This is a genomic window from Streptomyces sp. NBC_01320 (assembly GCF_035974375.1).
Classification (GTDB): Bacteria; Actinomycetota; Actinomycetes; order Streptomycetales; family Streptomycetaceae; genus Streptomyces; species Streptomyces yanii.
This window is the reverse complement of the sequence record NZ_CP108390.1, coordinates 10134449-10160678: the sequence shown is the minus strand read 5'-3', so window position 1 is coordinate 10160678 and position 26230 is coordinate 10134449. Positions and strand designations below refer to the sequence as shown.

Here is a 26230-nt window from a genome sequence, read left to right as displayed (position 1 = left end):
CGCGTGGCGTCTCGGAACATCCGAGCAACCGCCTTTCTCACCCGCGCAGTTGGGAGGACCCTTGCCCCTCCGTAACCGTCTGAGACTTCTCGCGGTGTCCGGTCTCGCACTGTTCACCGTATCGGCGTCCGTGCCTGCGGCCGTGGCCGACGCCTCGCACACCCGGCATCCGTCGGGCGGCGGTCTGTCCGCCGTGATCCGCTACACCGAGTACGGCATTCCGCACATCGTGGCGAAGGACTACGCGGATCTCGGGTTCGGCAACGGGTGGGCGCAGGCCGCCGACCAGGTGTGCACGCTCGCCGACGGCTTTGTGACGCTGCGCGGCGAGCGGTCGCGGTACTTCGGTCCGGACGCGGCTCCGGACGGTTCGCTGTCCTCCGCGACGAGCAATCTCTCCAGCGATCTCTACTTCCGCGGGGTCCAGGACAGCGGCACCGTGGAGAAGCTGCTGACAGTGCCCGCCCCGGAGGGGCAGAGCTCTGACGTGAAGGAGCTGGAGCGCGGCTGGGCGGCGGGCTACAACGCCTGGCTGAAGCAGAACCGGATCAGCGATCCGGCCTGCCGGGGAGCCGACTGGGTGCGGCCGGTGACGATGCTGGATGTCGCGACCCGCGCCTTCGCGCTGTCCGTGCTGGGCGGTCAGGGCCGCGGGATCGACGGCATCACGGCGGCGCAGCCGCCCACGGGCGCACCGGCGTCGCCCGGTGTTCCACCGGCTGAGGCGGCGAAGGCGGCGCAGCGGCTGCTGTCCACGCAGAACGCCGACATGGGCTCCAACGCGGTCGCGTTCCGGGGCAGCACGACGGCGAACGGGCGAGGGCTGCTGCTCGGCAATCCGCACTACCCGTGGCAGGGCGGGCGGCGGTTCTGGCAGTCGCAGCAGACCATCCCGGGGGAGCTGAACGTGGCGGGCGGTTCGCTGCTCGGCTCGGCGACCGTGTCGATCGGGCACAACGCGAACATCGCCTGGAGCCACACGGTCGCCACGGGTGTCACCCTCAATCTGCATCAGCTGACCCTCGATCCGGCCGATCCGACCGCGTATCTGGTGGAGGGCAAGCCGGAGCGCATGGCGAAGCGCACGGTCTCGGTCGGGGTGAAGGGCGGCGCCCCGGTGACCCGGACCCAGTGGTGGACCCGGTACGGTCCGGTCGTCACCTCCCTCGGTGCCGGGCTGCCGCTGCCCTGGACGGCGACGACCGCGTATGCGTTGAACGACCCGAACGCCACGAACCTGCGGTCCGCGGACACGGGTCTCGGGTTCAGCAAGGCACGCAGCACCGCGGACATCCAGGCCTCGTTGCGGCGTACCCAAGGGCTGCCCTGGGTGAACACCGTCGCCGCCGATTCCGCGGGCCATTCGTTCTTCTCGCAGTCGCAGGTGCTGCCGCGGATCACGGACGATCTCGCGCAGCGGTGCTCCACCCCGCTCGGCAGAGCGACGTATCCGTCGTCGGGGCTCGCTGTGCTGGACGGTTCGAGGAGCGACTGCGCGCTCGGTTCGGACCCGGACGCGGTGCAGCCGGGCATCTTCGGGCCGGGCCGGATGCCGACCGTCAAGGATGCTCCGTACGTCGAGAACTCCAACGACAGCGCCTGGCTGACCAACGCCGACGCACCGCTGACCGGCTACGAACGGGTCTTCGGCACCATCGGTACGCCTCGCTCGATGCGGACCCGCGGCGCGATCGAGGATGTGTCGGCGATGGCGGCGAAAGGCCGCCTGACAGTCGGCGACCTGCAGGAACAGCAGTACGCGAACCGCGCCCCTGCCGGTGATCGGGCAGCGACCGACCTGGCGCGCGCCTGTGCGGCGCTGCCCGGCGGCACCGCAGCCGGCAGCGACGGCAGGGCGGTCGATGTGTCGGCGGCGTGCGACGTGCTTGCACGCTGGGATCGGAAGTTCGACACCGGCAGCCGGGGGGCACTTCTCTTCGACCGGTTCTGGCGCAGGGCCACAGCGGTGCCGGCGGCCGAGCTCTGGAAGGTGCCCTTCTCCCCCACCGACCCGGTCGGTACCCCGCACACGCTGAACACCGCGGCGCCGCGCGTCACCACGGCGCTCGCCGATGCGGTGGCCGACCTGCGGGCGGCCGGGATCGCTCCGGACGCGCCGCTGGGTGCGAACCAGGTGGTCGTGCGGAACGGGAAGCGCATCCCGGTCGGCGGTGGTACGGAGGCCCTCGGTGTCTGGAACAAGACCGAACCGGTGTGGGACGCCGCGGCCGGCGGGTACACGGAGGTCTCGGTCGGCTCCAGCTACATCCAGGCGGTCGGCTGGGACGGCTCCTCGTGCCCGGTGGCCCGCACCCTGCTCACGTATTCCCAGTCCTCGAACCCGAACTCACCGCACTACAGCGACCAGACCGAGCTCTTCTCGGGTGAGCGCTGGGTGACATCCCGGTTCTGCGAGAAGGACATCGCGCGCTCGCCGGCGCTGCGGGTGGTGCGGGTGCACGAGCACCGGTAACACGCGCCGCAGGCACATCGGCCCCTGACCGCTTCCGGGCGGTCAGGGGCCGCTCGCTGCCGACGGTCAGGGGCCGGTCATCGCATGCGGTCAGGGGCTGATCGCGAGGACGACGAACGCTGCGAAGATCGCCAGGTGGACGCCACCTTGGAGCAACGTGGCCCGTCCCGGTACGACGGTCAGCGCACCGACCACCACGGTCAGCGCGAGCAGCACCATATGGGTGGCGCCGAGGCCGAGATGAAGCGGTCCGGACAGCCAGATGGAGGCCAGGGCGATGGCCGGGATGGTCAGCCCGATGCTGGCCATGGCCGACCCGAGGGCAAGGTTGAGGCTGGTCTGCACGCGTTCGCGGTGGGCGGCCCGGACTGCGGCGAGGGTCTCGGGCAGCAGCACCAGCAGGGCGATGACAACACCGACCACCGCCTGCGGCAGCCCGGCGGCCTCCACGCCGGACTCGATGGTCGGCGAGACGGACTTGGCGTCGCCGACGACGGCGACCAGCGCGATCAGCAGCATGGCGACGCTGAGTGCGGTGGCGCCCCGGCCGGGCAGCGCCGCTTGCTGCTCGTCCTCCTTGAGCCGGCCGTCCTGGGTGAGCGGCAGGAAGTACTCGCGGTGCCGGACGGTCTGTACGGCGACGAACAGCCCGTACAGGAGGAGGGACGCGACGGCGGCGAACGTGAGCTGTGCGGTGGAGAACTCGGGGCCAGGTCTGCCGATGGTGAAGGTCGGCAACACCAGACTGAGGGTGGCGAGGGTGGCGACGGTGGCGAGGGCGGCGCCGGAACCTTCGGCGTTGAACACAGCGACGCGGGAACGCACCGCGCCCACCAGCAGGGACAGTCCGACGATGCCGTTGCAGGTGATCATCACGGCGGCGAAGACGGTGTCGCGGGCGAGCGCGGACGTCTTGGGGCCCCCGTCCACCATCAGGGTGACGATCAGAGCCACCTCGATGACGGTCACGGCGACGGCCAGGACGAGCGAGCCGAACGGTTCGCCGACCCGGTGGGCGATCACCTCGGCATGGTGGACGGCGGCGAGCACGGCGCCCGCGAGACAGAGCGCGACGACGGCGACGGCGAAGGGCGGCAGCACCCGCCCCCAACTGAACAGCAGCGCCAGCGCCGCGACGATCGGCACGACCACGGTCCACTGGGTAGCCAGGGACCGGACCGTCGCGCTCGTTTTCATGAGCCACACGCTGCCAGAGGTGGCCGGAGCGCGCTCGGCGGACGGTGCGGGGCCGCCGACGTTCAGACCCTGTTCATGAAGGCTGGTCCGGGGGCTTGATCCGTCGGAATGATCGGGGCCGCGACGCCGCGACGCCTACTGCCGGGCACTCTTACGGTGACACCAGACAGTTACTCCCTACGGCGCCACGGCCGCATCTGACCGACTCCGATGAGGACCAGCCCGGAGAGTGTAAGAGCGTTCGCACCGAAGAAGCGCACCTCCCATGACGGGATCGGCGCGATTCCAAAGTAGAACAAGCCCTGCATCACACAGGGCACGCCCACCAGCAGCGCTCCGAGTCCGTAGACCGAAGGCCGGGTGACTCGGTGGCCGACCCAGGGCAGCGTCCAACCCGTGCGTATCGATGCCGTGCCCAAGGCGATCAGCAGCAATCCCCCGAGCATTCCAGCTCCGATGAACCATGCCATGAGCCCCTCCTGCTGACCACAGGCGTCCGTCTCCCGTACACGAACAGCCCCACACCGCCGATCATCCAAGCAAATCGAGGCGACGACCAGCCCTTCACATACGCTCTAAGCCTTTGTGTGGCGCGGCTCGTAGAGTCCCAGCTCACTACCGCCCGGCAGCCGGATCCCGGTCTTGAGTCCCCATCCGGCGTCGGTGACCGCGGCGCACTCGACCCCCTTCGCCGAGAGCTCATCGACCGTCGCTTGGACGTCATCACACATCAGGAACAACTCGTGTGACGATCCATCGGCGGGATGGACTGCTACCTCGGCTGGAGGCAGTTTGAAGATGAGCCAGCCCTCACCGGCATCGATGTGCGAAAACCCCAGAACATCCCTGAAGAAGGCGCGATCCGCCTCAGCGTCCTGGCTGTAGATGATGACGTGCGCGCCGTTGATCACGGCTGAACGGTACCCGACGCCGGGAAGAGAGCCCGGCAGTGACGCCGTCGTCCGAGGCGACTACCGCCACAGAAGTCGTGGCGACCCGAGGATGATCGAAGACAGGGGCCTGGGGGCCGGGTGCACCACGTGCGCGGATCGAAGGCGCCCACGGGGCCGATGCCGGCCACGGCGGTGACCAGCGCCTTGCGGCCGGTCAGTAACAACGGGCCGCGGCGGCCGAATGGTGCCGGACTCCCCGTGAATCCAGTCCGTCGCCACACCCTCGGCGTCCGCCGGACGCCACACCTCGGATCATGCAGCCGTCCAGACCTCACGGCCGGAGTTCGAAGTCACCTGCTTCAGAGGGCCCCGTGGTGCCCCTCCCAGTACGGGTCGCGAAGTCGCCGCTTGTACAGCTTGCCGTTGGGGTCGCGCGGCATCGTGTCGATGAAGTCGACGCTCTTGGGGCGTTTGTACCCGGCGAGCCGCTCGGCGCAGTGGGTGATGATCTCGGCGGCCAACCCGTCGCCCGGGGGGTGTCCTTCGGCCGGTTCGAGGACCGCCTTGACCTCCTCACCCCAGTCGGCGTGCGGGATGCCGAAGACGGCGGCATCGGCGACCGCGGGGTGGCTGAGGAGCGCGGCCTCGATCTCGGCGGGGTAGATGTTCACCCCTCCCGAGATGATCATGTCGATCTTGCGGTCGCGGAGGAAGAGATAGCCGTCCTCGTCGAGGACGCCCAGATCGCCGACGGTGAAGAAGTCTCCGATGCGGTTCTTCTCCGTCTTGGTCCGGTCCTTGTGGTAGCTGAAGCCGCCGGTGCTCATCTTCATGTAGACGGTGCCGAGCTCGCCGGGCGGGAGGCGGTTGCCGTCGTCGTCGAAGACGGCGAGTTCACTGATCGGCCAGGCCTTCCCGACCGTGCCGGGCTTCTTCAGCCAGTCCTCGGCGGTGGCGAACGCGCCGCCGCCCTCGCTGGCCGCGTAGTACTCCTCGACGCACCGGCCCCACCAGTCGATCATGGCGCGTTTGACGTGGTCGGGGCAGGGGGCCGCGCCATGGATGGCATGCCGCATCGTGGTGACGTCATACCGCTCCTTCACCGTGTCGGGCAGGGCGAGGAGGCGGTGGAACTGGGTGGGGACCATGTGCGTGTGGGTGCAGCGGTGCGCGTCGATGACCCGCAGCATCTCCTGCGGCGCCCACTTGTCCATCAGAACGAGGCGGTGCCCGATGTGCAGGGCGGCGCCCGCGAACTGGAGCACGGCGGTGTGGTAGAGCGGCGAGCAGACCAGATGGACGTTGTCGTCGAACGGCTTGATGCCGAAGATGCCGAGGAAGCCGCCGAGATGGCTCTCCTCGGGGAGCTTGCCGGAGAGCGGGCGGCGGATGCCGCGTGGGCGTCCTGTGGTGCCCGAGGTGTAGTTCATGACCCAGCCGAGGCTTCGGTCCTCGGGCGGTGCGTCGGACTGTTCCGCGAGCAGTTCCGCGTACGGGCGGAAGCCGTCGACCGCGCCGACGGCGTAGCGGCGGCTCACGGGCAGTTCCGCCTCGTCGGCGGCGGAGGTCGCCGCGGCGGTGTACCGCTCGTGCGCGATCAGCACCTTGGAGCCGGAGTCGGAGACGATCCAGGCGATCTCGGGGCCGACGAGGTGGTGGTTGACGGGGACGAGATAGAACCCCGCCTGGGAGGCGGCGAGGTACGCGGTGAAGAACTCGACGCCGTTGGGGAGTATGACGGCGAACGCGTCGCCCTGCCGGAGACCGGCCGCGCGCAGCCCGTGGACCAGGCGGTTGGCCGCGGCGTGCAGCCGGCCCGCGGTCCAGGTCTCGCCGTCGGGGGCGACGAGGATCGTACGGCAGGGGTCGGCGATGGCCTGGGCCCAGAAGCCGTTGGGCGGCAGGTTCATGCGGCGCTCCGTCCGGCGATGCGGTTGATCCGGTCCACGGCGCGTTCGAAGCCGCGGGTCAGGTCGTCGAAGACGGCCTGCACGCTGCGTTCGGTGTTCATCCTTCCGACGATCTGGCCGACGGGGGTGCCCAGCAGTGCGCCGGTCTCGTACTTCTGGATACGGGAGACGGCCTCGGCGACCAGCAGTCCCTGCAGCGGCATGGGCAGGGGGCCGGGGCCGGACGGGTCGTCCCAGGCGTCGGTCCATTCGGTACGGAGCTGGCGTGCGGGTTTGCCGGTGAGGGCGCGCGAGCGGACGGTGTCGCCGGAGCCCGCGGCAAGGAGTTTGCGGGTCAGTGCACGGGAGTGGAGGTCGGCCTCCTCGGTGGTCAGCCAGAGCGAGCCGAGCCAGACGCCCTGGGCGCCGAGGGCGAGCCCGGCGGCGATCTGCTGTCCGCTGCCGATGCCTCCGGCGGCGAGGACGGGGAGGGGTCCCACGGCGTCGACGACGTCGGGGACGAGGACCATGGAGGCGATCTCTCCGGTGTGACCGCCCGCTTCGTACCCCTGGGCGACGACGATGTCGATGCCCGCGTCGGCGTGGTGCCGGGCGTGCTTGGCGCTTCCGGCGAGGGCGGCCACGAGGACGTTCCGGTCGTGGGCACGTTGCACGACGTCCGCGGGGGGCGAGCCGAGGGCGTTGGCGAGGAGCCTGATGGGGTAGTCGAAGGCGACGTCGAGCTGGTTGCGGGCGACCTCCTCCATCCACCCGGTGATGCGCCAGCCGGATGCCTCGCCCTCGGCGAGTTCGGGGACGCCGTACTTGGCGAGGGTGTCCTGGACGAACTGGCGGTGTCCGGCCGGGATCATCGCCTCCACATCGGCCTCCGTCACCCCTTCCACCTTCTTCGCCGGCATGACGACGTCGAGGCCGTACGGCTTGCCGTCGGTGTGCTCCTGCATCCAGTCGAGGTCACGTGCCAGGTCGTCGGGGGCTGTGTAGCGCACCGCGCCGAGTACGCCGAATCCGCCGGCCCGGGTGATCGCCGCGGCCACCGCTGGGAAGGGCGTGAAGCCGAAGATGGCGTGCTCGACTCCCAGTTTCTTGCTCAGCTCCGTCTCCATGGGCGGCAGGATGCCGCAGTCGGACATCCGAAGGAAGAGATTTTCTGATGCAGTGTCAGATTCTTGGTGGCGCCGGGGGCCTCCGGGACGGCAGGGGTGACAGTAATCTCTGCGGCGGCAGGAAGTTTCATCGTAGGACTGAATGACGAAAGTTACTTTCAACCGGTAGGAAGGGGTTCCGGATGACCGAGGACGCGACCGGCAGAGGGATCAGCCGACGCAGGCTGAGCGGTGGGATGCTCGCACTGGGCGGAGCACTCGCCCTGGCACCGATTCCTTTCGCGGAGACGGCGTCGGCCATGGAATCGGGGGCTGGAACGTCGGGGGCGTCGGGAGCAAGCGCCGTGGACGCTTCGGATGTGGCTGCCGGCGGGCGGCCGACGCTGCGGCGCGGTTCCGCCGCCCGCGCCGGGCTGTTGCAGGGACCACTGGACCAACTGGTCACAGAGGCGGAACGGTTCCTCTCCGCTTCCCCCAAACATCCGTGGTACGCGGGCGCGGTGCTGCTCGCCGGACGCGGAGGCACGGTGGCTCTGCACCGGCCGATCGGCAAGGCGGTGCGGTACGCGGCGTACGACGACAAGACCGACACCGGAGTGGAGTTCCCGGCCGACCAGCAGATCGCGATGGCCGAGGACACGGTCTTCGACCTGGCGTCGGTGTCGAAGCTGTTCACCTCGATCCTGGCCGTGCAGCAGATCGAGCGCGGGGCACTGGAACTGGAGGCGAAGGTCGCCTCGTATCTGCCCGACTTCGCGGGAGGCGGCAAACAGGGCATCACGATCCGTCAGCTGCTCACGCACACCTCGGGGTTCCGCGCCTGGATCCCGCTCTACAAGGAGCCGACCCGGGAGGGGAAGCTGCGGCTGCTGTGGAACGAGGTCCCGGCCAATCCGCCGGGCACGGTGTATCTCTACTCCGACCTCAATCTCATCTCGCTGCAACTGGTCCTGGAGAAGATCACCGGACGCACCCAGGATGTGCTGCTCCGCGAGGAGATCACCGCGCCGCTCGGGATGCACCGCACTCGTTACAACCCGCCCGCCGCCTGGAAGCCGAAGATCGCCGCCACCGAGGACGCCCGGCTGCCCTGGTCCGGCCTGAACCGCGGGCTGGTCTGGGGCGAGGTGCACGACGAGAACGCGTACAGTCTGGACGGGGTGGCGGGCCACGCCGGAGTGTTCTCCTGCGCCTGGGACCTCGCGGTCCTCGCCCGTACGCTGCTCAACGGCGGCGTCTACGGACGCGCGAGGATCCTCGCCCAGGATTCGGTGGACCTCCTGTTCACCGACTTCAACACCGCGTTCCCCGGAGATGCCCATGGGCTCGGCTTCGAGCTCTACCAGCACTGGTACATGGGGGCGATGGCCACCCCGAGCACAGCGGGACACACCGGCTTCACCGGGACGAGCCTGGTCCTCGATCCGACGACCGACTCGTTCCTGATCGTGCTCGGCAACTCCGTTCATCCGGTTCGCACATGGCGCTCCGGCAGTGCACCTCGGGTCGCCACCGCGAACCAGATGGCGCGGGCGGTGGCGGTGCACCCCGCCCGGGGCCGTACCGCCTGGTTCTCCGGCATGGCGAGCGCCGCCTCCGCCACGCTCGCACTGCCCGCTCTGCGTCCGGCGTCCTTGCGTGCCGCGCTGAGTTGCGCGGTGTGGTGGGACACCGAGCCGGGCTCCGACTACCTCTTCCTGGAGGCCTCGTCGGACGCCGGGGCGACCTGGCAGCCGGTGCCCTTCACCACCACAGCGACGACGTCCGGCTCCCACCGGGCGGAGCCGGAACCGCATCCGGCGGGCTCCGTCTCCGGCTGGTCGGGCCGGGTCTGGCACCGTCTCGACGCGGACCTGGCCGCCTGGCGGGGCAAGGAGGTGCGGCTGCGGTGGCGGTACACCACCGATCAGCTGTACGTCGGGCGCGGGGTGTACGTGGACGGTATCCGGGTCGAGGACGACGGCCGGACCGTCTTCGACGACGGCAGGTCGGGCGACGTCGGGCGCATCGAGGCGAACGGGTGGACGGTGTCCGCCGACTGAGAGCGGCTGCTGCCGGCCGGTTCGGACCGGCCGGCAGCCGCTGGTTCGACGGGTTGGTTGCGGGTCAGGACGCCGGTACGAGCAGATGGACGGCGAGCGCTGTGATCAGCACGGAGGACGCCAGGGCGGTGACGAGCCGCCCCCGGCCGCCGGTCAGTACGCGACCGAGCAGCGCTCCCCCGCCGGCCAGCAGCAACTGCCAGCCGGCTGACGCGGCGAACGCGGCGAGGACGAACACGGACTGTTCCAGTCGGTCCGGGGCGGCGGCGGTCGCCCGGCTGCCCAGCACCAACGCCGTGAAGTAGACGACGGTGGTGGGGTTCAGCAGGGTCATCCCCGTCAGCCCCAGATAGGCGCGCGCGGGGCTGAGCGGGGTCCGGTCGGACCCGGACACCGAATGCCGCTTGCGGTACTGGCCGATCGCGATAGTGACGCTCCGTAACGCCAGGACGACGAGCACCAGGGCCGAGGCCCAGCGCAGCGGCAGGGCGACCGGCTCGATGACACCGGTGAGTGAGGAGCCTCCGACGACCGCGATCAGCGCATAGAGGCCGTCGGCCGTCGCGACTCCGAGCGCGGCGGCGACGCCGGTTTTGAGGGAGGTCCGTGCGGTGAGAGCCACCAGATAGGTCGCGACCGCTCCGACCGGCATGGCAATGCCGAAGCCGGCCAGCAGCCCCGCGACCAGGGCAGCGCTCACGCGGGGAGAAGAATCGGCCCCCGTGGTCGGCCGGACTGCTGCTGGCCCCGCACCGGTCGAGTGGCAGGGGTCGTCGGCGTGAGGGCGGTGATCGAGTTCATGAGCAGATGGTCGGGCCGTGCGGGAGCGGGAGCAACACATTTCTTTTTCGGGTGTGCGGCCGCATCGGCATGGGGACTTCGTGCTGCGATCCGTTGGGCCGCTACCGAGCCGCTACGCTCCTCGGTCATGACCGAACCCACCTACGTACGTACCACCCGGGCGTCCTACGACACCGTCGCGGCCGACTACGCCGAGCTCCTGAGAACGGAACTCGGACACAGGCCGCTGGACCGGGCGATGCTCGCCGCGTTCGTCGAACTCGTACAGGCCTCCGATGCCGGACCGGTCGCCGACATCGGCTGCGGGCCCGGGCGGGTGACGGGACATCTGCAGTCCCTGGGACTGACCGCACGCGGCATCGACCTGTCGCCCGAGATGGTCGCGGTGGCCCGTAAGACGTACCCGGACCTGCGTTTCGACGTGGGTTCGATGAATGCCCTCGACCTGGACGACGGCAGTCTCGGCGGCATCGTCGCCTGGTACTCCATCATCCACACCCCGCCCGAGCTGTTGCCCGAGGTGTTCGCCGAATTCCACCGGGTGCTGGCCCCGGGCGGCCATTTGCTGCTGGCCTTCAAGGCCGGGAACGAGATCCGGCATCTGGACCACGCGTACGGCCATGCACTGGCGCTCGACGTCTACTGGCTGGAACCCGAGCGTGTGGCCGAGCTCCTGAATCGGGCCGGACTCCTCGTGGACGCCAGGCTCGTGCGCGAGGCCGGCTGGAAGGACGCAGGCCCCCAGGCGTTCCTCATGGTCCGCAAACCGGCGCATCCGTAGTCGTTGCCCGGCCCGTCCCCATGTCCAACGGGGGCCACGGGGACAGGCCCGCCCTCTCTGGGCCGGCGAAGAGTCTCAGCAGCACATGGTTGCAGCCCGGCAGCAGTCAATGCGGGCCACGCCACGTGGTGTTCCACCGCAGCGACGAGAAGAGCGGGAAGTCGGCCGTCCTGCGGCTGCCCTCGGTGGACCGGCCGATCCAGACCTCCGCTCCCTCGCCGTCCGCGGTACAGGCGCCGGACGGTTGCTCCGAAAACTGGGGACCACCAGCGCCTCGTGATCCAGCTCCTGGCCCGGAAATGACCTGTGACTATTTGTCATTTCCCGGCCGCCTCCGGGGCCTCCGGCTTGGAGTCGACCGGCTGGATCCCGGCCTGCCGGGCGACGTTCTCGCTGTGCTCCAGGTGGACACGCCCCTGCTCGCCGAGCTGTGCGAGCACGCCCGCGAGAACCGTCTCGACCGTGGCCAGCGTCGGCACCATGCTGTCGTACGGCGACGGCTCCGCAACCCGGCTGGGCAGGACGACATCGGCGAGATGGGTCACCGGCGACAGCCAGGCATCGGTGAAGAGGACGATCTTGCTGCCGCACTGCCTGGCCATCTCCGTGATGACGATCTTGTCCGGTTCGTAGCGGCGGTAGTCGAACACCACGAGGACGTCCTGCCTGCCCAGCCCCGCGAGCACCGCGGTCCTCTCCACGTCCCGGTCCGGCAGGATCACCACTTCACCCCGCAACTGCATCAGATGCAGGCCGAGATACTGCGCCAGCAGGTGGGTGAACCGGCCTCCGACGAGGACGATCCGACGTTTGGGGTGGCTGAGCAGTGCCACTGCGGCCTCCACGTCGTGCGGGGGAAGCTCGCGCAGGGTACGGGCCACCTCGGCACTGAAGACGTCCTGGCCACTGCCGGCACGCGCCGTTCCGGAGCCGTCGTCCTCCTGCACCAGGGGCGGGGTGGTGCCGTACCCGCGGGTGCTGTACAGAGCCAGCGGCGAGGCGCTGCGCTCGTCGAGCTCTTCCCGCAGGGCCGCCTGGAAGTCGGGGAAACCCTTGTAGCCGAGCCTGTTCACGAATCGGATCACCGTGGGGGCGCTCACGCCGGCCCGTTCGGCGAGCGTTGCCACGGTCTCGAAGCCTGCCGACGGATAGCCCGCGAGCAGCACCCGGGCAACTTTGCGTTCGGCGGGACTGAGATCACCGATGCGATGCCGGATCTCTTCGGCAAGTGAGGACATGGGCCGGGCCACCTTTCCAAAGGGGTTCAGATTACGCGGCGCCCGGCCCCGAGCTGTGTCCGCACGGACGACGGGCCGCGTCCGGGGCGCCGGTCAGTGGCCTCCGGCGTCGCCGAGTGCCACGATCAGGGCTGCCAGCAGAGCCACACGGCGCGGAACGGTCGTGACGTCGAGCCACTCGTCCGGGCCGTGGTCGCCGCCGCCGACCGGACCGAGGCCGTCGAGGGTGGGGACACCGGCTCCGGCGATGGTGTTGGCGTCGCCGACGCCGCCGGTCGCTGCGGCACCCAGGTCGATGGCGAGTTCCCTCCCGGCCTCCAGGGCATGGGTGAGCATGGCGCGGGCCGCTGGGGTGTCCTCCATCGCCGGAATCGCTTCGGTCTGCCGGACGGTGGCGGTGGCGCCGGGTACGGAAAGATTCGCGGCGGCCGCCTCGATCGCCTGACGGGCGTGCCGGATGCCAGCATCCGTCGACGACCTTACCTCCACATGAAGCTCCGCCTCGGGACAGACGATGTTGATGCGGCTGCCCGCCCTCATCATGCCCACGTTGACGGTGACGTCACCCCAGCGCCCGTTCATCTGCTGGCATTCGATGAGGAGATGTGCGGCGGCCAGTGCGGCGTTCGCTCCGCGCTCCGGTTCAATTCCGGCATGCGCGGCCCGCCCCGTCACGGTGATCACGAGGTCCGCCACGCCCTTGCGGGCGACGACGAGGTCGCCGTTCTCCCGGGCGCATTCCAGACCCAGCGCGTAGTGGATGCCATGGCTGAGGGACACGGTCACCGGACGGCTGGCCGGGGAACCGACCTCCTCGTCGGGGGTGGCCAGGAAGACGAGCTCGGCGAAGTCCAGCATCCCTCGGCGCAGCAGGAGTTCCACGGCGGTGAGCCCGGCCAGGAGTCCTCCCTTGTCGTCGCTGACCCCGGGACCGTGGGCGAGTGGCCCGCTTCGGCGGAAGGGCCGGTCCGCCGCGGTTCCGTCGTCGAACACGGTGTCCATGTGTCCGGCGAGCAGGATGCACTTTCCGCCACGCTCCACGGGCAGTTGTCCGCGCAGCCGGCCCACGACCAGGTCACCGAAACGGGTGTCGCGGCCTTCGGCGGTGACGGGGACACGGTCCACCGCGAAGCCCAGGGACGTCAGGCGCCGCACGGTCCATGCCGCGACCTGATTGACTCCGTCGGGGCTGTACGAGCCGGAGTCGATGGAGACGAGGTGCTCCAGCTCCGCCAGATAGCGGTCGTGCAGGGCGACGGCGCCGGGGAGCAGCAGGGCCGCGGTGCGTGCCGCTGTGCCCTGCTGCCGCACGGGGGTGCTCACAGGACCTTCGACAGGAAGGCGCGGGTGCGTTCCTGCCGCGGGTCGCCGAGTACCTGCCGCGGGGCGCCCGCTTCGACCACGACGCCACCGTCCATGAAGACGGCCGTGTCCGCGACTTCGCGGGCGAACCCGATTTCGTGGGTGACGACCACCATCGTCATTCCTTCCGCCGCCAGTTGGCGCATGACGTCGAGAACTTCTCCGACCAGCTCCGGGTCCAGGGCGGACGTCGGTTCGTCGAAAAGTATCAGCTTGGGTTTCATCGCCAGGGCCCGTGCGATGGCAACACGCTGCTGCTGGCCGCCGGACAGCTGGGCAGGGTATCGGTCGGCGCGATCGGCGAGGCCGACGCGGTCCAGCAGGCGCAGGGCGTCCTCGCGGGCCTCGGCCCTGGTGGCGCCCGCGACCTTCACGGGTGCCTCCATGACGTTCTGCACCGCCGTCATGTGGGGGAAGAGATTGAACCGCTGGAACACCATCCCGATGTCCCGGCGGCTGCGGGCGATCTCGCGCTCCTTCAGCTCGTGGAGCCGGTTGCCCTGCTGCCGGTAGCCCACCGGCGCACCGTCGACGGACAGCCTGCCCCCGTCGAGCTTCTCCAGGTGGTTGATGCAGCGCAGGAACGTGGACTTCCCGGAGCCGGAGGGGCCCAGCAGGCAGCAGACCTGGCCGCGTCCCACCGTCAGGTCGATGCCCTGGAGCACGGCGACCTTCCCGAAGTGTTTGCGCACGCCCTCGGCGTGCACCATCGGCGTCTCCACTGTCTTCATCCCTTCGATCCGGTCGGTGCGGGGGTGGTACGGGACAGGCTCAGCCGGGCTCCGGCGACGAGGCGTTGCAGCGGGCCGACGGCAGCTGCGGGGGCCATGCCGCGCCCGTACCTGCGTTCCAGCCAGGACTGCGGCAGGCTCAGGGCCGTGACGAGTATCAGGTACCAGATGGAGGCGACGACGAGCATGGGGATGACCTGGTAGTTCTGCGCGTACACGTCCTGGATGTTGGACATCAGGTCGTGGGCGGAGATCACCGAGACCAGCGCGGTCATCTTGAGCATGTTGATGGTCTCGTTGCCCAGTGGCGGGATGATGACCCGCATGGCTTGGGGCAGCACGATGCGCCGGGTGGTGAGGGACGGGCTCATGCCGAGCGAGTGCGCGGCCTCCGTCTGCCCCGGGTCGACGGACTGGATGCCGGCGCGGACGATCTCGCTCGCGTACGCCGCCTCGTTCAGCCCCAGCGCCAGGAGCGCGGCGACCGTGGGCGTGAGCAGGGCGTTGGTGTCGGCCTGCAGCAACGTGATGTGGGTGAACGGGATGCCGATCAGCACCTGTTGGTAGAGCGCGCCCGCGTATCCCCAGAAAATGATCTGGACGAGAAGGGGCGTGGAGCGGAAGACCCAGACGAAGGCGGTTCCCAGGGCGCGGAGTACGGGGTTGGACGACAGCCGCATCACCGCGACGAGGACGCCGAGGCCGAGCCCGATCGCCATGGCGGCCGCGGTGAGCCACAAGGTGGTGACCAGTCCGCTGAAGACGAGGTCGGCGAAGACGTAGCGTCCGACGATGTCCCAGTGCAGATTCTTGTTGCCGGCCAGGGAGCCGATGAGGCCGATGAGGGCGGTGACGGCTGCCGCTGCGGCCAGCCACCGGCCCCAGTGCCGGACCGGCACGGCGGTCAGGGTGTCCGGGGCGGGCGCGGTCGGTGCGGGAACGCTCTTCATGGTCCCGGCGGGGGTCATGGCTGTCATGTCAGGACACCGCCGCGTTCTTGGTGGCTTCGTTCACCGCGATGGACGCGACACCGTACTTGGCGCAGATCTTGCGGAGCGTCCCGTCGTCGATGAGCGCCTGCACGGCTTTCTGGATGGCGTCGGTGAGCCCGGGCAGGCGTTTGGTGACGCCGATCCCGTTGGGGGTGGCCTCGTAGCCGCCGGCCGCCGCAGGGTCATTGACGACTGCGAAGGCCCGGCCGCCGTCGGCAGTCTTGGCGGTCCAGCCCGCGGCCGGCTTGGTCAGCAGGTCGGCTGCTACTTTCCTTGACCGCAGGGCGAGTTGCGCGTCTGAATCCTTCGGGAATGTCTGGATGGAGATGGGGCCCTTGCCCGCCTTCGCACACGCGGGCTGGTGGGCCTTGAGTACGTCGAGCTGATGGGTGGCGACCTCCGCACCGACCTTCCTGCCGCACAGGTCGTCGAGTCGGGAGATGTGGTCCGGGTTCCCCTTCGTGACGAGGATGCCCGAGCCGGACACGGAGTAGTCCACGAAGTCCAGGACCTGCTGGCGCTCCTTGGTGTCGGTCATGGCCGACATGACCGCGTCGAACTTGCCGGCCTGAATGGCCGGAACGATGCCGTCGAACTTCTGGGCGGTGAAGGCGAATCGCACCCCCAGTTTGGCTCCGAGCGCCTGCCCCAGGTCGTAGTCGAGGCCGGTGAGCTCGGGCTTGCCCTCGGTCACGAACATCACGAACGGCGCGTACGGGACGTCGGTGGCGACTCTGACCGTGCCGGCGGACCTGACGTCGGCAGGAAGCGCGGCATGGAGCTTCGCATCCCTGGTGATGTGCACACCGGCGACGGTGGCGTCGACCGCGGGAGCGGCGGCCTCGCTGTCGGTGCTGCCGCTGCCGCACGCGGACACGGTCATGGCCGATGTGATCAACAATGCACCTGCCGCAACGGCGCGGCGGATCGGGTGAGTGTGCAACACGGACCCCTCTCGCGGAACTGTCGTGCGGTTGGAATTCACCGCCGACGGACTTCCCGCACGTTACACACGACGCAGGATCGCGCTCTACTGTAACGTCTATTACATGTCGGTAACGGCGCATCGCGAGGCGACGCACTCACTGATCCGCAGATGTCCCCCGGTCAGGGCAGCCTCGTGAACGGCCGACTCAGAGCTGCTCGCGTTTCAGTTCGCGGCAACATCAGTCGATCTGTAACAGACACCGCCCGCAACGCCAGGCCGTCGACCGCGGCAGCCGACGGCCCACCCGCCCGCGCGGGCGGGGCCGGCGGCGCGGGCGCGGGCGTGAGGGAACCCGCCCACCCGCAACGGACCGGCCCCCTGGAGGACCGTCGCCGAGCGGGAAGCGAAAGTGGGAACCCAGCGCATCCAACACCGTTCGGGATGCGCCCAGCACGCAACAGTGGGTCCACCACTCACTCACGCACACTGGTGAGGAACGGTGAACCCAGTCAACTTCTCGGCCGTAAACGACTCCGTTGGGAAATCCGCAAACCGGTTGCGTGTCCGTGGTTTTAAGCGGCGAGTTCGAGGCGGGCCAGGTGGGAGGTTCTGGTCTTGCGGAGTGGGGTGCCGGTGAGCCAGGCGTCGAGGCGGATGATGTTGATCGCGGTGGCGGCGAGGACGTTGCCGAGGTGGGTTTTGGGTAGTCCGGTGTAGCGGGTGCGGCGGATGCCGGTGCGGCGGACGGCTTGCGAGATGGTGCCTTCCACTCCGGCTCGTGTGTCATAGCGTTGTTTCCACGCGTCGGTTTGCTGCTCTGCGCGTCGTTGTTCGAGGATCTGCTGCTGTTCTCGGGGCAGCAGGGTCAGGCTGCGGCCCCACTTGCCGTTGGCTGCCTTGGTGCACCTCGGTCTCAGAGGGCATGGGTCGCAGTCGGTGAGTGCGAAGTGCACGCGGACGAGCGGGGTTCCGCTGGCTTTGCGTTGTTCGGACCAGCTGACGCTGGCTGCTCCCCGGGGGCAGATGACCTTCCTGGCCTCCCAGTTCGTGTGGAAGGCGGCCTGGGTCAGGTCCGGTGTCTGCGCATCGCGCCCGCTGTGGTGGGTGTCCAGGCCGACCGGCCCGAGCAGTTCGATGCCATGCTTCCTGCGGGCGGCCAGGATGTGGGCGGCGGTGACGTAGCCGGCGTCCACGTCGTGCTCCTCGGGCAGCAGTTCACGTGCGGCCATGCCCTGGTGGACCACCTCGGTGACCTCGGTGTCGGCGACGGTGGCGTCCGTAGTGACGACATGGGTGATCAGGTGCGGGGCGTTGGGCTCGCAGGTCTCGCTCAGGTGAGTCTTGTAGCCGCACCAGCCTGAGCCCCGCTTGACGCTGTAGCGGGCTTCGGGGTCATAGGGCGAGGACAGTCGGCGTCTGCCCGGCGGGAGGTCTTTGCCCTCCCGCCAGCGCACCCCCTCACCATCGCGGTGGTACTGCTCCACCCAGGCCCGGCGCAGGACCTGGACGGCGGGGATCTCCCGCAGCCAGCGCGGGGCCTCGGGCGCGTGGACGGCCCCCAGGATGGTGAAGCCGTCACGGCCTACCTGCTCGGCCCACTCCTGGCGCACATTGTCGCCCTTGGGGAAGCGGTAGGAGTCGATCCGGGCCCCGTAGCGTTTCACCCACTCGGCGGTCACAAGCGGGGACAGCCAGTGCGGAGCGGCTGCGGCCAGCGCCTCCAGAGCCGCCCGCAGCGTTTCGCCGACGAACTCCATCCGGTTCAGCGTCCGCACGGCCGCGAGGACATGGGTGGAGTCGGTACGCTGACGCCCCCCGGAACGCAGCAGCCCGAGGCCGGAGATCCGATCCAGGACCAGGTCAAGGACCTTCTCCTCCAAGCCGTGCTCGATCAGCCGGGCGCGGAAGTCGCTGAGGACAGAGAAGTCGAACCCCGGGTCGTCCAGTTCCAGGCCGAGGAGAAACTTCCAGTCCATCCGGGCCCGCACCTGGTCAGCGGCTTGCCGGTCGGTGTGGCCCTCGGCGTACTGCAGCACCGACACCAGCGCCAGTGCTCCCGGTGACACCGCCGGACGTCCCCGCGTTGCGAACGCCTCAGCAAAGGATTCGTCCTCGAACAGCGGGCCAAGCACTTCGCGCACCCGGACAGCCAGCGTCCCCTTCGGAAACGACGCCCGCACGACCCGAGCAGTCAGCTCCGGCACCCCACGGTCGTCCCGAAACTCCAGCGACACCCAGCCCCCTCGCTCCGACGAACAGAACGATCATGCCAACCCCGGCAAGCCAACGAAGCCGGTTTGCGGATTTCCCAACGGAGTCGTAAACGACCGAGCTTGTTGGCTCGGTCGTCTACGCCTTGTCGCGCTCCCGACTGCCCCCTACGACAGGGCGGTCACGGGTCGCATCCACCAGCCAGGGAGGTCAAGCCCTTTGTGGTACGGGTCCGTTGACGAGAACCCACGCCGAGCGTGCACGGTTGCGCACGTTGACCCCGGCGACGTGATCGGCGGGGCCGGCGAGCCCGCACCGACGACAGGAGAAGGCGTCCCGGGTGGGACGGTTGTGCCTCGCTGTGTGTCCGCAACGCGGACACATCTGCGAGGTGTAGCGGGCGTCCACCGCGATCACCGGCACCCCGGCCCGCCGGGCCTTGTACCGCAGGTGTTCTTCGAGCTGGTGGAACGGCCAGGAGGAGAGCGTGGCCCGCTGGTCGCGGGAAGGCCGTACCCGGTCACGGATGCCGCTCAGTTCTTCGAGGGCGATCCCGCGTCCGGTGCGTTGTGCGACGGCCACGATCTCCTTGCTGATCCTGTGATTGATGTGCGCGGCATGCCGGGACTCACGCTTGACCCGCCGCTTGGCGCGCCGGGTGGCAGAGCGGGTCTGCTTCGCCTGGAGCTCGGCGCGCTTGCGGGCGTGCCAGCGCCGGTACCGGCCAAGACGGCGGCCCTGGTAGTTGTCCCCGTCGGACGTAGTGGCAAGGTTGGCAATGCCCCGGTCCACGCCGATCCAGTCCAACGGGTCGGTGTTGAGCGGCGCTTCGGGGACCTCGCACACCGCGATGAGGAACCACTTCCCGTCACGGTGGACGAGATCCGACTCGCCTCGCCGGTACTTCGCCAGCATCGCCAACTGGCCGGGGTGCCCGGTGTACCGGATGCCCTTGATCCGCCCGCCCACGGTCCAGATGCTGACGGTCTGCGCGTCGTGCTGCCACGACAGGATCCGGTCGTCATACGGCTGAGCCGCATCGGGACGGAAGACAACCGGCTTCGACTCCGCACGCCTGCGCCGCCTCGATCCCTCGGGGCCGAGGTTCCCGGCCCGGATGTTCGCACGCAACGTCGCGTAGGCGTCAACAACCTTCTTCACCGTGCGGACAGCCGGTTGGGCAGCGAGCCCGAACTCGGCCTTCACACGAGCGTAGACCAGCTTCTGCAACGCGTTGCGGGACGTGGTGCCCGTCTCGTAAGCCACCACCGATACGGCATCGGCCGCCCGATTGCACGCAGGCAGGGTCACAGCCAAAACCGCCGCCGCCTCGGGCGACGGCAGCAGCTTCACCTGCACCACAATCTTCACCCCTCCAACCTAACCCCGACCACTGACATTGATACTCGTAAGTGGGTTCCGGTGGTCGTGGCTCCACCACTGACTGACGCCCTGCTGGGCTGTCCTCCGGTTGTTCTGTCCGGCTGCCGGGACCCGTTCTTCATGGCTCCGGCCAGGTGGAACATGACCTGATAGGAGCTTGGTCAGAAGCCCCCTCAATGTCCTGTCTGCCCCACCCGGCCGGGCGCCACCTCCGGCTAGGAAGGCACCTTCAGCATGACAGCAGCGGGCATGACGGACACAGCGCACGAGACCGTGTACGGAGGAGTCGACTCCCACAAGGACACGATCCACGTGGCGGTCGTCACCGACCACGGTGGCCACGTCACCGACGCCGAGTTCCCGACCACGACCGCCGGCTTCGCCGCGGCGATCGCGTTCCTCAACGCACACGGCACCGTGACCGCCGTCGGAGTGGAGGGAACCTCCTCCTACGGCCTCGGATTCACCCGTGCCGCCCGCCACGCGGGCCTGGCAGTGGTGGAGGTCAACCGGCCCGACAAGGCCGAACGCCGCCGGATCGGCAAGTCCGATCCGATCGACGCCTACGCGGCCGCCCGCGCCGCCCTGTCCGGACGGGCGGCAGCCGCGCCGAAGGATGACACCGTCAGCGGCATACGCGCCCTCCACAACGCAGCCCGGTCCGCGATCAAGGCCCGCACCGCCACCCTGAACCAGATCGGCCACATCCTCATCACCGCCCCGGACGGCATCCGCGCCAAGTACCGTGCCCTGCACGGCAAGACGCAGATCAACGCCCTCGCCCGCCTGCGTCCCACCGGCGACCAGCTGCATGTCGCCGTCCTGACCGCACTGAAGAGCCTCGCCCAGCGCGTCCAGGCCCTCACCACCGAGCACGACGCACTCACCGCGGCACTGGACGCCGCCGTCACCGAGCAGAATCCGGGCCTGCGCGCCGCCTACGGCGTCGGCCCCGACACCGCCGCCCAGCTCCTTGTCACAGCCGGCGGAAACCCTGAACGCCTGCGCACCGAGGCATCCTTCGCAGCCCTGTGCGGCGCCGCCCCCGTACCCGCCTCCAGCGGCAAAACCAACCGCCACCGTCTCTCCCGGGGCGGCGACCGCGCCGCCAACGCCGCTCTCTACCGGATAGCCCTCGTACGGATGGCCAGCGATGGCCGCACCCGCGACTACGTGACCAGGCAGACCGAAGCCGGACGGACCAAGAAAGAGATCATCCGACTCCTCAAACGCGCGATCGCCCGGGAAGTCTTCCGCTGCCTCACCACAGCGGTGGCCGTCCCCGCCATCGCCGACCTGCGACCCGCGCGCCAGGCCAAGAAAATCACCCTCACCGCCGCCGCCCACCACTTCAACGTCTGGCCCGCAGTCATCTCCTGCATCGAACGCGGCACCCGCCGTGACGACACCCTCGCCAACGCCTACCGCGACTGGCTAACCGCCGCTTGACAGCCAATAGGAGCATCAACACCCGAAAGCACAGGTCACCGCAGGTACGCAGAGAACTCCACCACTTCACGGCTCCGCTCCAAAGACCCATTCCTCCCCGACCCGAAGGCCGGGGCATCCTGGGAGAAATCAGGCGAGAGCGGGGCGTCCGACAGCACCATCGCGATGATTCCGCGGCCAGCGGGTCCGCTTCACGCCTGCTTCCGGCGGCTCGCCCGAAGCCTGTGCGCCAGCCGGGTCAGGCCGGGCGGTCGTCGGTGAGGTGCCGATCCTGCACCTTGGTCCGGTACAGCCACAGCAGTACCGCCACGACCAGAACGGCGAGTGCCACTCCCAGTTCTGTGTAGCCGCCGTATCCGGTGATGGAGAAGCCGGTCGCGCCCACCACCAGCACCACGGTGAGGAACCCGGCCAGCGTCCAGGCCAGGGGCACGAAGAACCGGGGCAGCCTGATGGGACGCACGGCGTCCGGACGGTCCCTTCGCAGCAGCGCGAAGCCGGAGACCGCCAGCACATGGACGAGGATGTATCCCAGGTTGCCCGTGACGATGATGGCCAGCGGGGTCTGAAGCACCGTCAGCACGAAGACATTGAGCACCAGGGCCACCAGCAACGCCCGGGCCGGCACACCGCGCTTGTTCAGCACCCCCACTTGCCTGATGGTGAGCCCCGACTTGCCCATCTCGTACAACACGCGGGAACCGTCCGCGAGACCGGTGATCATGATGAGCAGCAGCGAGGCGACGAGGAAGACCACCATGAGGTCGGAGGCGCCGCCCACCAGGTCCTGGAAGGCTCCGATGAAGAAGGTGGTGGGCTCCTCGCCGATGGCCTTCTCGCCGACGTACCCCGACAGGGTCAGTGGCAGCAGGATGAACACACCGAGGGAGAACAGCACACCGGCGCGCAGGGCTCGGGAGGTGTCGCGCACCGTGTCCTTGTATTCGGGGGCGAAGGTCGCGCACACCTCCACACCGAACGACGTCCACGCCATGACGTACAGCCACACCAGCGCCTCACGCAGCCCCGCGGCGCCGTGCAGATTCCAGTGCAGGCCCTGCGCGCTCCAGTCACCGGAGAACAGCGGCAGGACGATGAACACAGCGAGCGGCACGAGCAGCGCACCGCCGGTGACGTAGACGACCCACATGGCGACGTGCAGGCCGATCATCGCCGCGCCGAACAGCAGCAGCATCACGAGCAGGCCCACGGCTATGGGGAAGTCCACCTTCACCGGCCCGAACTCCACGCTCCAGTCCTGGCCGGGGAACCACTGGGCTTGGACGAACGAGCCGATGAGTCCGGAGTAGACGGCGAGGGCCGTCGTCCAGGGGAACCAGTAGCCGATGCTCGCGATCGGACCCACCACGGGCGCCCGCTTCTTCCAGCCCTCGGTCGCATAGTGCGCGATCCCTCCGGAGGAATCGGGGAACATCGCGGCCATCTCGGTGTAGATCCAGTTCGTCGCGGTGGCCAGCACCATCGAGGCCGTCCACAGGGCGATCGCACCCCAGGCGCCGAGTCCGCCGATGGAGGCGCCGAGCGAGGCGATGAGCGCCGCCGGCATGGTCAGCGACATCGCGAATCCGTCGAACCAGCTCATCTTTTTCGGCAGTGCCGGGGCGGACGCACCCGCCGATCCCGAGGAGTCCGAAGGGTCCGAGGAGGGCGGGGCTGGGATCTGTGGCTGGGATGACATGGCGTTCCCCTCAGGGTGGGCGCGGACATGACAGTCGATGAGGCCTCGTTATAGAGGAGGCGAAAAACGCCTGTCAATACTCACGAAAAAGCAATGATCGACTTCCACTTTTGCTCATTCCGCATTCTTGACAGTCCTTGATTGCCCAGCGAGTCTCCAGTCATCGCACCGGACCCGGGCCGACCCGGCTCAGAGCCGATGCGCCCTTTCCCGGTCAGGACAGGACAGAGAGGCCAACGCATGACCACCCCGACCGCCGACCGGCACCAGCTCTTCATCAACGGCGCGTACACCGAAGGCACTTCCGGGACCACCCACGAGGTCATCAGCCCCGCGACGGGCGAACGCGTGGGCACCTTCCCGCTGCCCGCGGCCGCCGACGTCGACGCCGCGGTGCGTGCCGCCAACGAGGCCCAGCCGGCCTGGGCCGCGACCAATGTGTGGACCCGTGCCGAGCTCTGCCACCGCATCGGTACGGAACTCGGCAAGCGCGTGGACGAACTCGCCCACCTCCAGTCCTTGGAGCAGGGCAAGCCGCTCGCCGAGTCCGTCGCCGACATCGAGGAGGCGGCCAAGCTCTTCCACCTGCACGCCGAGGACGCCGTACGACTGCACGGCGAGACGCTGCCCTCCACCGACAACACCAAGCGGATGTTCACCTTCCAGCGCCCGGTGGGCACTTGGGGCATCATCACGCCGTGGAACTTCCCCCTGCTGATGCTCGCGGAGTTCGTCGCCCCCGGTCTCGCCACCGGCAACGCCCATGTCGTCAAGCCGCCGGCCAACACCCCGCTCACCGTCCTCAAGGCGATGGAGGCGTTCGTCGCCGCCGGACTGCCCGACGGCCTCGTCAACATCGTGCCCGGAGAGGGCGACACCGGCGATGCGCTGGTACGCCACAAGGGCATCCACGCGATCGGATTCATCGGCTCCACCGCGACCGGTGCGAAGATCCAGTCCGCCGCCGGACTCAAGCGCTCCATCATGGAGTGCTCGGGCAACGGGCCGCTTGTCGTCCTCGCCGACGCCGATGTCGAGGCCGCCGCCAAGGCCGCTGTCGACGGTGCCTATCCGTGCGCCGGACAGGTCTGCTGCGCCACCGAACGCGTCATCGTGCACGCGGACATCCACGACGAGTTCGTCGAGGCCGTGCTCCGCGAGGCCCAGCGCATCACCCTCGGCGACCCGTTCGACCCCAAGACGGTTCTCGGCCCCCTCAACAACGAGGGCGTCGCGGCCAAGATGGACCGCCACATGGCCGACGCCCGCGAGCGCGGCGCGCGCATCCTGCTCGGCGGCAAGCGAGCTTCAGGGCACCCCACGGACCTCTACTACGAGTTCACCGTGGTGGACGGGGTGCCCGAGGACAGCCTGCTGTCCCGCGAGGAGTCCTTCGGCCCGGTCGTCCCGATCATCACCGGGCAGGACGAGGACGACCTTCTGCGCATCGCCAACGACGACGAACTGGGCCTCCAGGGTGCCGTCTTCACCCGCAGCATGACCTCCGCCTTCCGCTTCATCGAGGAAATGGCCGTCGGCCAGGTCGTCGTGAACGAGAGCAACAACTGGTGGGACATCAACATGCCTTTCGGCGGCGCCGGCAACCGCTCCACCGGCTGGGGACGCATCGGCGGCAAGTGGACGCTGATGGACATGACCGACACCCGTACCGGCGTCATCAGTCTCTGAGGGCCCCGCTCATCCGAACGTCCGCCGGCCGGGGCCCCGACAGCGTCGGGGCCCCGGACCGCACTGCCCCACCGAGCCGGCAACGAGGTACCCGCCCAGGTCATGCTGGACCTGCTCTCCGGCCGGCGCACGGAACGGCTCCGGCCCGCCATGATCCGCCGCCCTCCGGTGCCCTTCCCCCCGGAGCCGGTCCGGCATCTCGGCGTCGAGGCCACCGGGTGGTCCATGGCCCGCGAGGACACGTACGGCCATCGCAACCTGTGGTTGCGCACCCTGGACCGACTCGGCCTCGGCTTCGACTCCTGAGCCGGGCAGGATAGGCCCGTACGACCAAAGATCCAGGCCCGCACACCGTGGCGGACCGTACATGAGAGCCGGAGCAACAGCATGAGCACGCTGGGTGGCAGCCCCCTGGACGACACCGACCGCCAGATCATCGCCGCACTCCAAGCGGACGGCCGCCGCCCGTACAGCCAGATCGCCGAAGAACTGGACATCCCCGCCTCCTCCGTGCGATACCGCGTCCAGCGCATGGAGGAGAACGGCACCCTCCAGATCGTCGGCATCGCAAACCCGCTCACCATCGGCTTCGACCGGTTCGCCATGGTCGGCATCCGGGTCAGGCCGGGCAGCGCCCAGGAGGTCTGCCGAAGACTGCGGGAGCTGCCCGAGACCTCGTACGTCATCATGACGGCAGGCACCTACGACGTGATGGCGGAGGTGATCTGCCGGGACACCAACCACTTCACCGACCTGATGAACCGCAGACTGCATCACATCGACGGAGTCGTCTCGACCGACTCGTTCTTCGTGCTGGAAGTGCACAAACTCGCGTACGGCTGGGGCGTCGGTGAGGTGGACACCTCGCTGCTCGACGCCCCGCAGCCGCCGCTCAGCGCCGGTCTCGACCAGCGCGCCTGAGCCGAGTCGCGCGCGTCGGCTCGCCTCCATCGGTGTCACCGACACCGTCTGCGCCCACGCCCGACTCGGCTTTCAACTCCGAGCCGTCGACGCCGTCGGCGCCGCACTCGGCCGCCCGCCGAACACCAGGTGCGCGCCGCAGAAAGTCTCCACGCCCTGGAACGGCACGCCCAACTGGGACACCAGCGGCAACATCATGACCATGAAGCCGAACGGCAACGGCAGCCTGGCGGCTGAATCGTCGACGCCCTTGGGGTTCACCGTCATGACGAACGGGAGCTCGGCGACGCCCTCCATCGGTGCCTGCACGGCCTCCTGAGTATCCGTCACCGCTTGCCGCAGGGCGCGGCGATCTCCAAATCGCCGCGCGCTGCTCCGTCCGTTCCTGGCCGGCGCGGCTGGCCGGACCTCGCTGTTCCTCGCA

At 69.1% G+C, this 26230-nt stretch carries 21 protein-coding genes and 1 pseudogene; 7 read left to right on the top strand and 15 right to left on the bottom strand.

Going from position 1 to position 26230, the window contains the following annotated elements; genetic code table 11:
* Positions 1 to 61 precede the first annotated feature (61 nt).
* A complete protein-coding gene (locus tag OG395_RS46145) occupies positions 62 to 2473 on the top strand; it encodes an acylase (RefSeq protein ID WP_327248255.1) in 2412 nt (803 codons plus the stop codon).
* Between the two features lie 90 nt (positions 2474 to 2563).
* Here the strand turns inward: OG395_RS46145 and OG395_RS46140 are convergent, their stop codons facing one another.
* The 5 genes from OG395_RS46140 to OG395_RS46120 all read right to left on the bottom strand — a co-directional run bounded on the left by OG395_RS46140 (position 2564) and on the right by OG395_RS46120 (position 7579).
* On the bottom strand, positions 2564 to 3670 hold the full coding sequence (locus tag OG395_RS46140) for a calcium:proton antiporter (RefSeq protein ID WP_327248254.1): 1107 nt from the start codon (positions 3668 to 3670) through the stop codon (positions 2564 to 2566).
* 170 nt (positions 3671 to 3840) lie between these two features.
* On the bottom strand, positions 3841 to 4140 hold the full coding sequence (locus tag OG395_RS46135) for a hypothetical protein (RefSeq protein ID WP_327248253.1): 300 nt from the start codon (positions 4138 to 4140) through the stop codon (positions 3841 to 3843).
* A 105-nt stretch (positions 4141 to 4245) separates the two neighbouring features.
* Positions 4246 to 4581, bottom strand: coding sequence for a VOC family protein (locus OG395_RS46130; RefSeq protein ID WP_327248252.1), 336 nt, complete (start codon positions 4579 to 4581; stop codon positions 4246 to 4248).
* A 341-nt stretch (positions 4582 to 4922) separates the two neighbouring features.
* Complete coding sequence (locus OG395_RS46125; protein ID WP_327248251.1) at positions 4923 to 6473, bottom strand: acyl-CoA synthetase; 1551 nt, start codon at positions 6471 to 6473, stop codon at positions 4923 to 4925.
* Positions 6470 to 7579: an NAD(P)H-dependent flavin oxidoreductase gene (locus tag OG395_RS46120; protein WP_327248250.1), complete on the bottom strand. Its 1110-nt coding sequence runs from the start codon at positions 7577 to 7579 to the stop codon at positions 6470 to 6472. The genes OG395_RS46125 and OG395_RS46120 overlap by 4 nt, the downstream gene beginning before the upstream one ends.
* A gap of 182 nt (positions 7580 to 7761) precedes the next feature.
* On the opposite strand from OG395_RS46120, the gene OG395_RS46115 reads away from it, so the two are divergent.
* Positions 7762 to 9621 (top strand): serine hydrolase, encoded by a 1860-nt coding sequence (locus OG395_RS46115; RefSeq protein WP_327248249.1) that lies wholly within the window; start codon positions 7762 to 7764, stop codon positions 9619 to 9621.
* A gap of 64 nt (positions 9622 to 9685) precedes the next feature.
* Here the strand turns inward: OG395_RS46115 and OG395_RS46110 are convergent, their stop codons facing one another.
* The gene (locus OG395_RS46110; protein WP_327248248.1) at positions 9686 to 10321 is read right to left on the bottom strand and encodes a LysE/ArgO family amino acid transporter; all 636 of its coding nucleotides are present in this window, start codon (positions 10319 to 10321) and stop codon (positions 9686 to 9688) included.
* Between the two features lie 228 nt (positions 10322 to 10549).
* Between OG395_RS46110 and OG395_RS46105 the strand changes: the two genes are divergently transcribed.
* Complete coding sequence (locus OG395_RS46105) at positions 10550 to 11203, top strand: class I SAM-dependent DNA methyltransferase (protein WP_327248247.1); 654 nt, start codon at positions 10550 to 10552, stop codon at positions 11201 to 11203.
* 317 nt (positions 11204 to 11520) lie between these two features.
* Here the strand turns inward: OG395_RS46105 and OG395_RS46100 are convergent, their stop codons facing one another.
* From OG395_RS46100 to OG395_RS46070, 7 genes are all read right to left on the bottom strand, one after another.
* Positions 11521 to 12441 (bottom strand): MurR/RpiR family transcriptional regulator, encoded by a 921-nt coding sequence (locus tag OG395_RS46100; protein ID WP_327248246.1) that lies wholly within the window; start codon positions 12439 to 12441, stop codon positions 11521 to 11523.
* Between the two features lie 93 nt (positions 12442 to 12534).
* Positions 12535 to 13764, bottom strand: coding sequence for a M20/M25/M40 family metallo-hydrolase (locus tag OG395_RS46095; RefSeq protein WP_327248245.1), 1230 nt, complete (start codon positions 13762 to 13764; stop codon positions 12535 to 12537).
* Positions 13761 to 14513, bottom strand: a complete 753-nt coding sequence (locus OG395_RS46090; RefSeq protein ID WP_327249676.1) for an amino acid ABC transporter ATP-binding protein — start codon at positions 14511 to 14513, stop codon at positions 13761 to 13763. The genes OG395_RS46095 and OG395_RS46090 overlap by 4 nt, the downstream gene beginning before the upstream one ends.
* Before the next feature lie 17 nt (positions 14514 to 14530).
* Positions 14531 to 15511, bottom strand: coding sequence for an amino acid ABC transporter permease (locus OG395_RS46085; RefSeq protein WP_327248244.1), 981 nt, complete (start codon positions 15509 to 15511; stop codon positions 14531 to 14533).
* Between the two features lies 1 nt (position 15512).
* On the bottom strand, positions 15513 to 16409 hold the full coding sequence (locus OG395_RS46080; RefSeq protein ID WP_327248243.1) for an ABC transporter substrate-binding protein: 897 nt from the start codon (positions 16407 to 16409) through the stop codon (positions 15513 to 15515).
* Between the two features lie 617 nt (positions 16410 to 17026).
* Positions 17027 to 18688, bottom strand: coding sequence for an IS1182 family transposase (locus OG395_RS46075; RefSeq protein ID WP_327248242.1), 1662 nt, complete (start codon positions 18686 to 18688; stop codon positions 17027 to 17029).
* Positions 18689 to 18875: 187 nt separating this feature from the next.
* Entirely contained in the window at positions 18876 to 20036 is a 1161-nt protein-coding gene (locus OG395_RS46070; protein WP_327248241.1) for an RNA-guided endonuclease InsQ/TnpB family protein, read from the bottom strand.
* 261 nt (positions 20037 to 20297) lie between these two features.
* Here OG395_RS46070 and OG395_RS46065 point away from each other — a divergent pair, with 261 nt between their 5' ends.
* A complete protein-coding gene (locus OG395_RS46065; RefSeq protein WP_327243526.1) occupies positions 20298 to 21497 on the top strand; it encodes an IS110 family transposase in 1200 nt (399 codons plus the stop codon).
* Between the two features lie 238 nt (positions 21498 to 21735).
* Here the strand turns inward: OG395_RS46065 and OG395_RS46060 are convergent, their stop codons facing one another.
* Complete coding sequence (locus OG395_RS46060; protein WP_327248240.1) at positions 21736 to 23100, bottom strand: APC family permease; 1365 nt, start codon at positions 23098 to 23100, stop codon at positions 21736 to 21738.
* Positions 23101 to 23436: 336 nt separating this feature from the next.
* Between OG395_RS46060 and OG395_RS46055 the strand changes: the two genes are divergently transcribed.
* The 3 genes and pseudogenes from OG395_RS46055 (at position 23437) to OG395_RS46045 (ending at position 25806) form a co-directional block, all read left to right on the top strand.
* Positions 23437 to 24885, top strand: coding sequence for an aldehyde dehydrogenase family protein (locus tag OG395_RS46055; protein WP_327248239.1), 1449 nt, complete (start codon positions 23437 to 23439; stop codon positions 24883 to 24885).
* Positions 24886 to 24978: 93 nt separating this feature from the next.
* Positions 24979 to 25191, top strand: a pseudogene (locus OG395_RS46050) (FAD-dependent oxidoreductase); the annotation flags it as partial.
* A gap of 81 nt (positions 25192 to 25272) precedes the next feature.
* The gene (locus OG395_RS46045) at positions 25273 to 25806 is read left to right on the top strand and encodes an Lrp/AsnC family transcriptional regulator (protein ID WP_266989543.1); all 534 of its coding nucleotides are present in this window, start codon (positions 25273 to 25275) and stop codon (positions 25804 to 25806) included.
* A gap of 72 nt (positions 25807 to 25878) precedes the next feature.
* Here the strand turns inward: OG395_RS46045 and OG395_RS46040 are convergent, their stop codons facing one another.
* Entirely contained in the window at positions 25879 to 26115 is a 237-nt protein-coding gene (locus OG395_RS46040; protein WP_327248238.1) for a hypothetical protein, read from the bottom strand.
* Between the last annotated feature and the right edge of the window lie 115 nt (positions 26116 to 26230).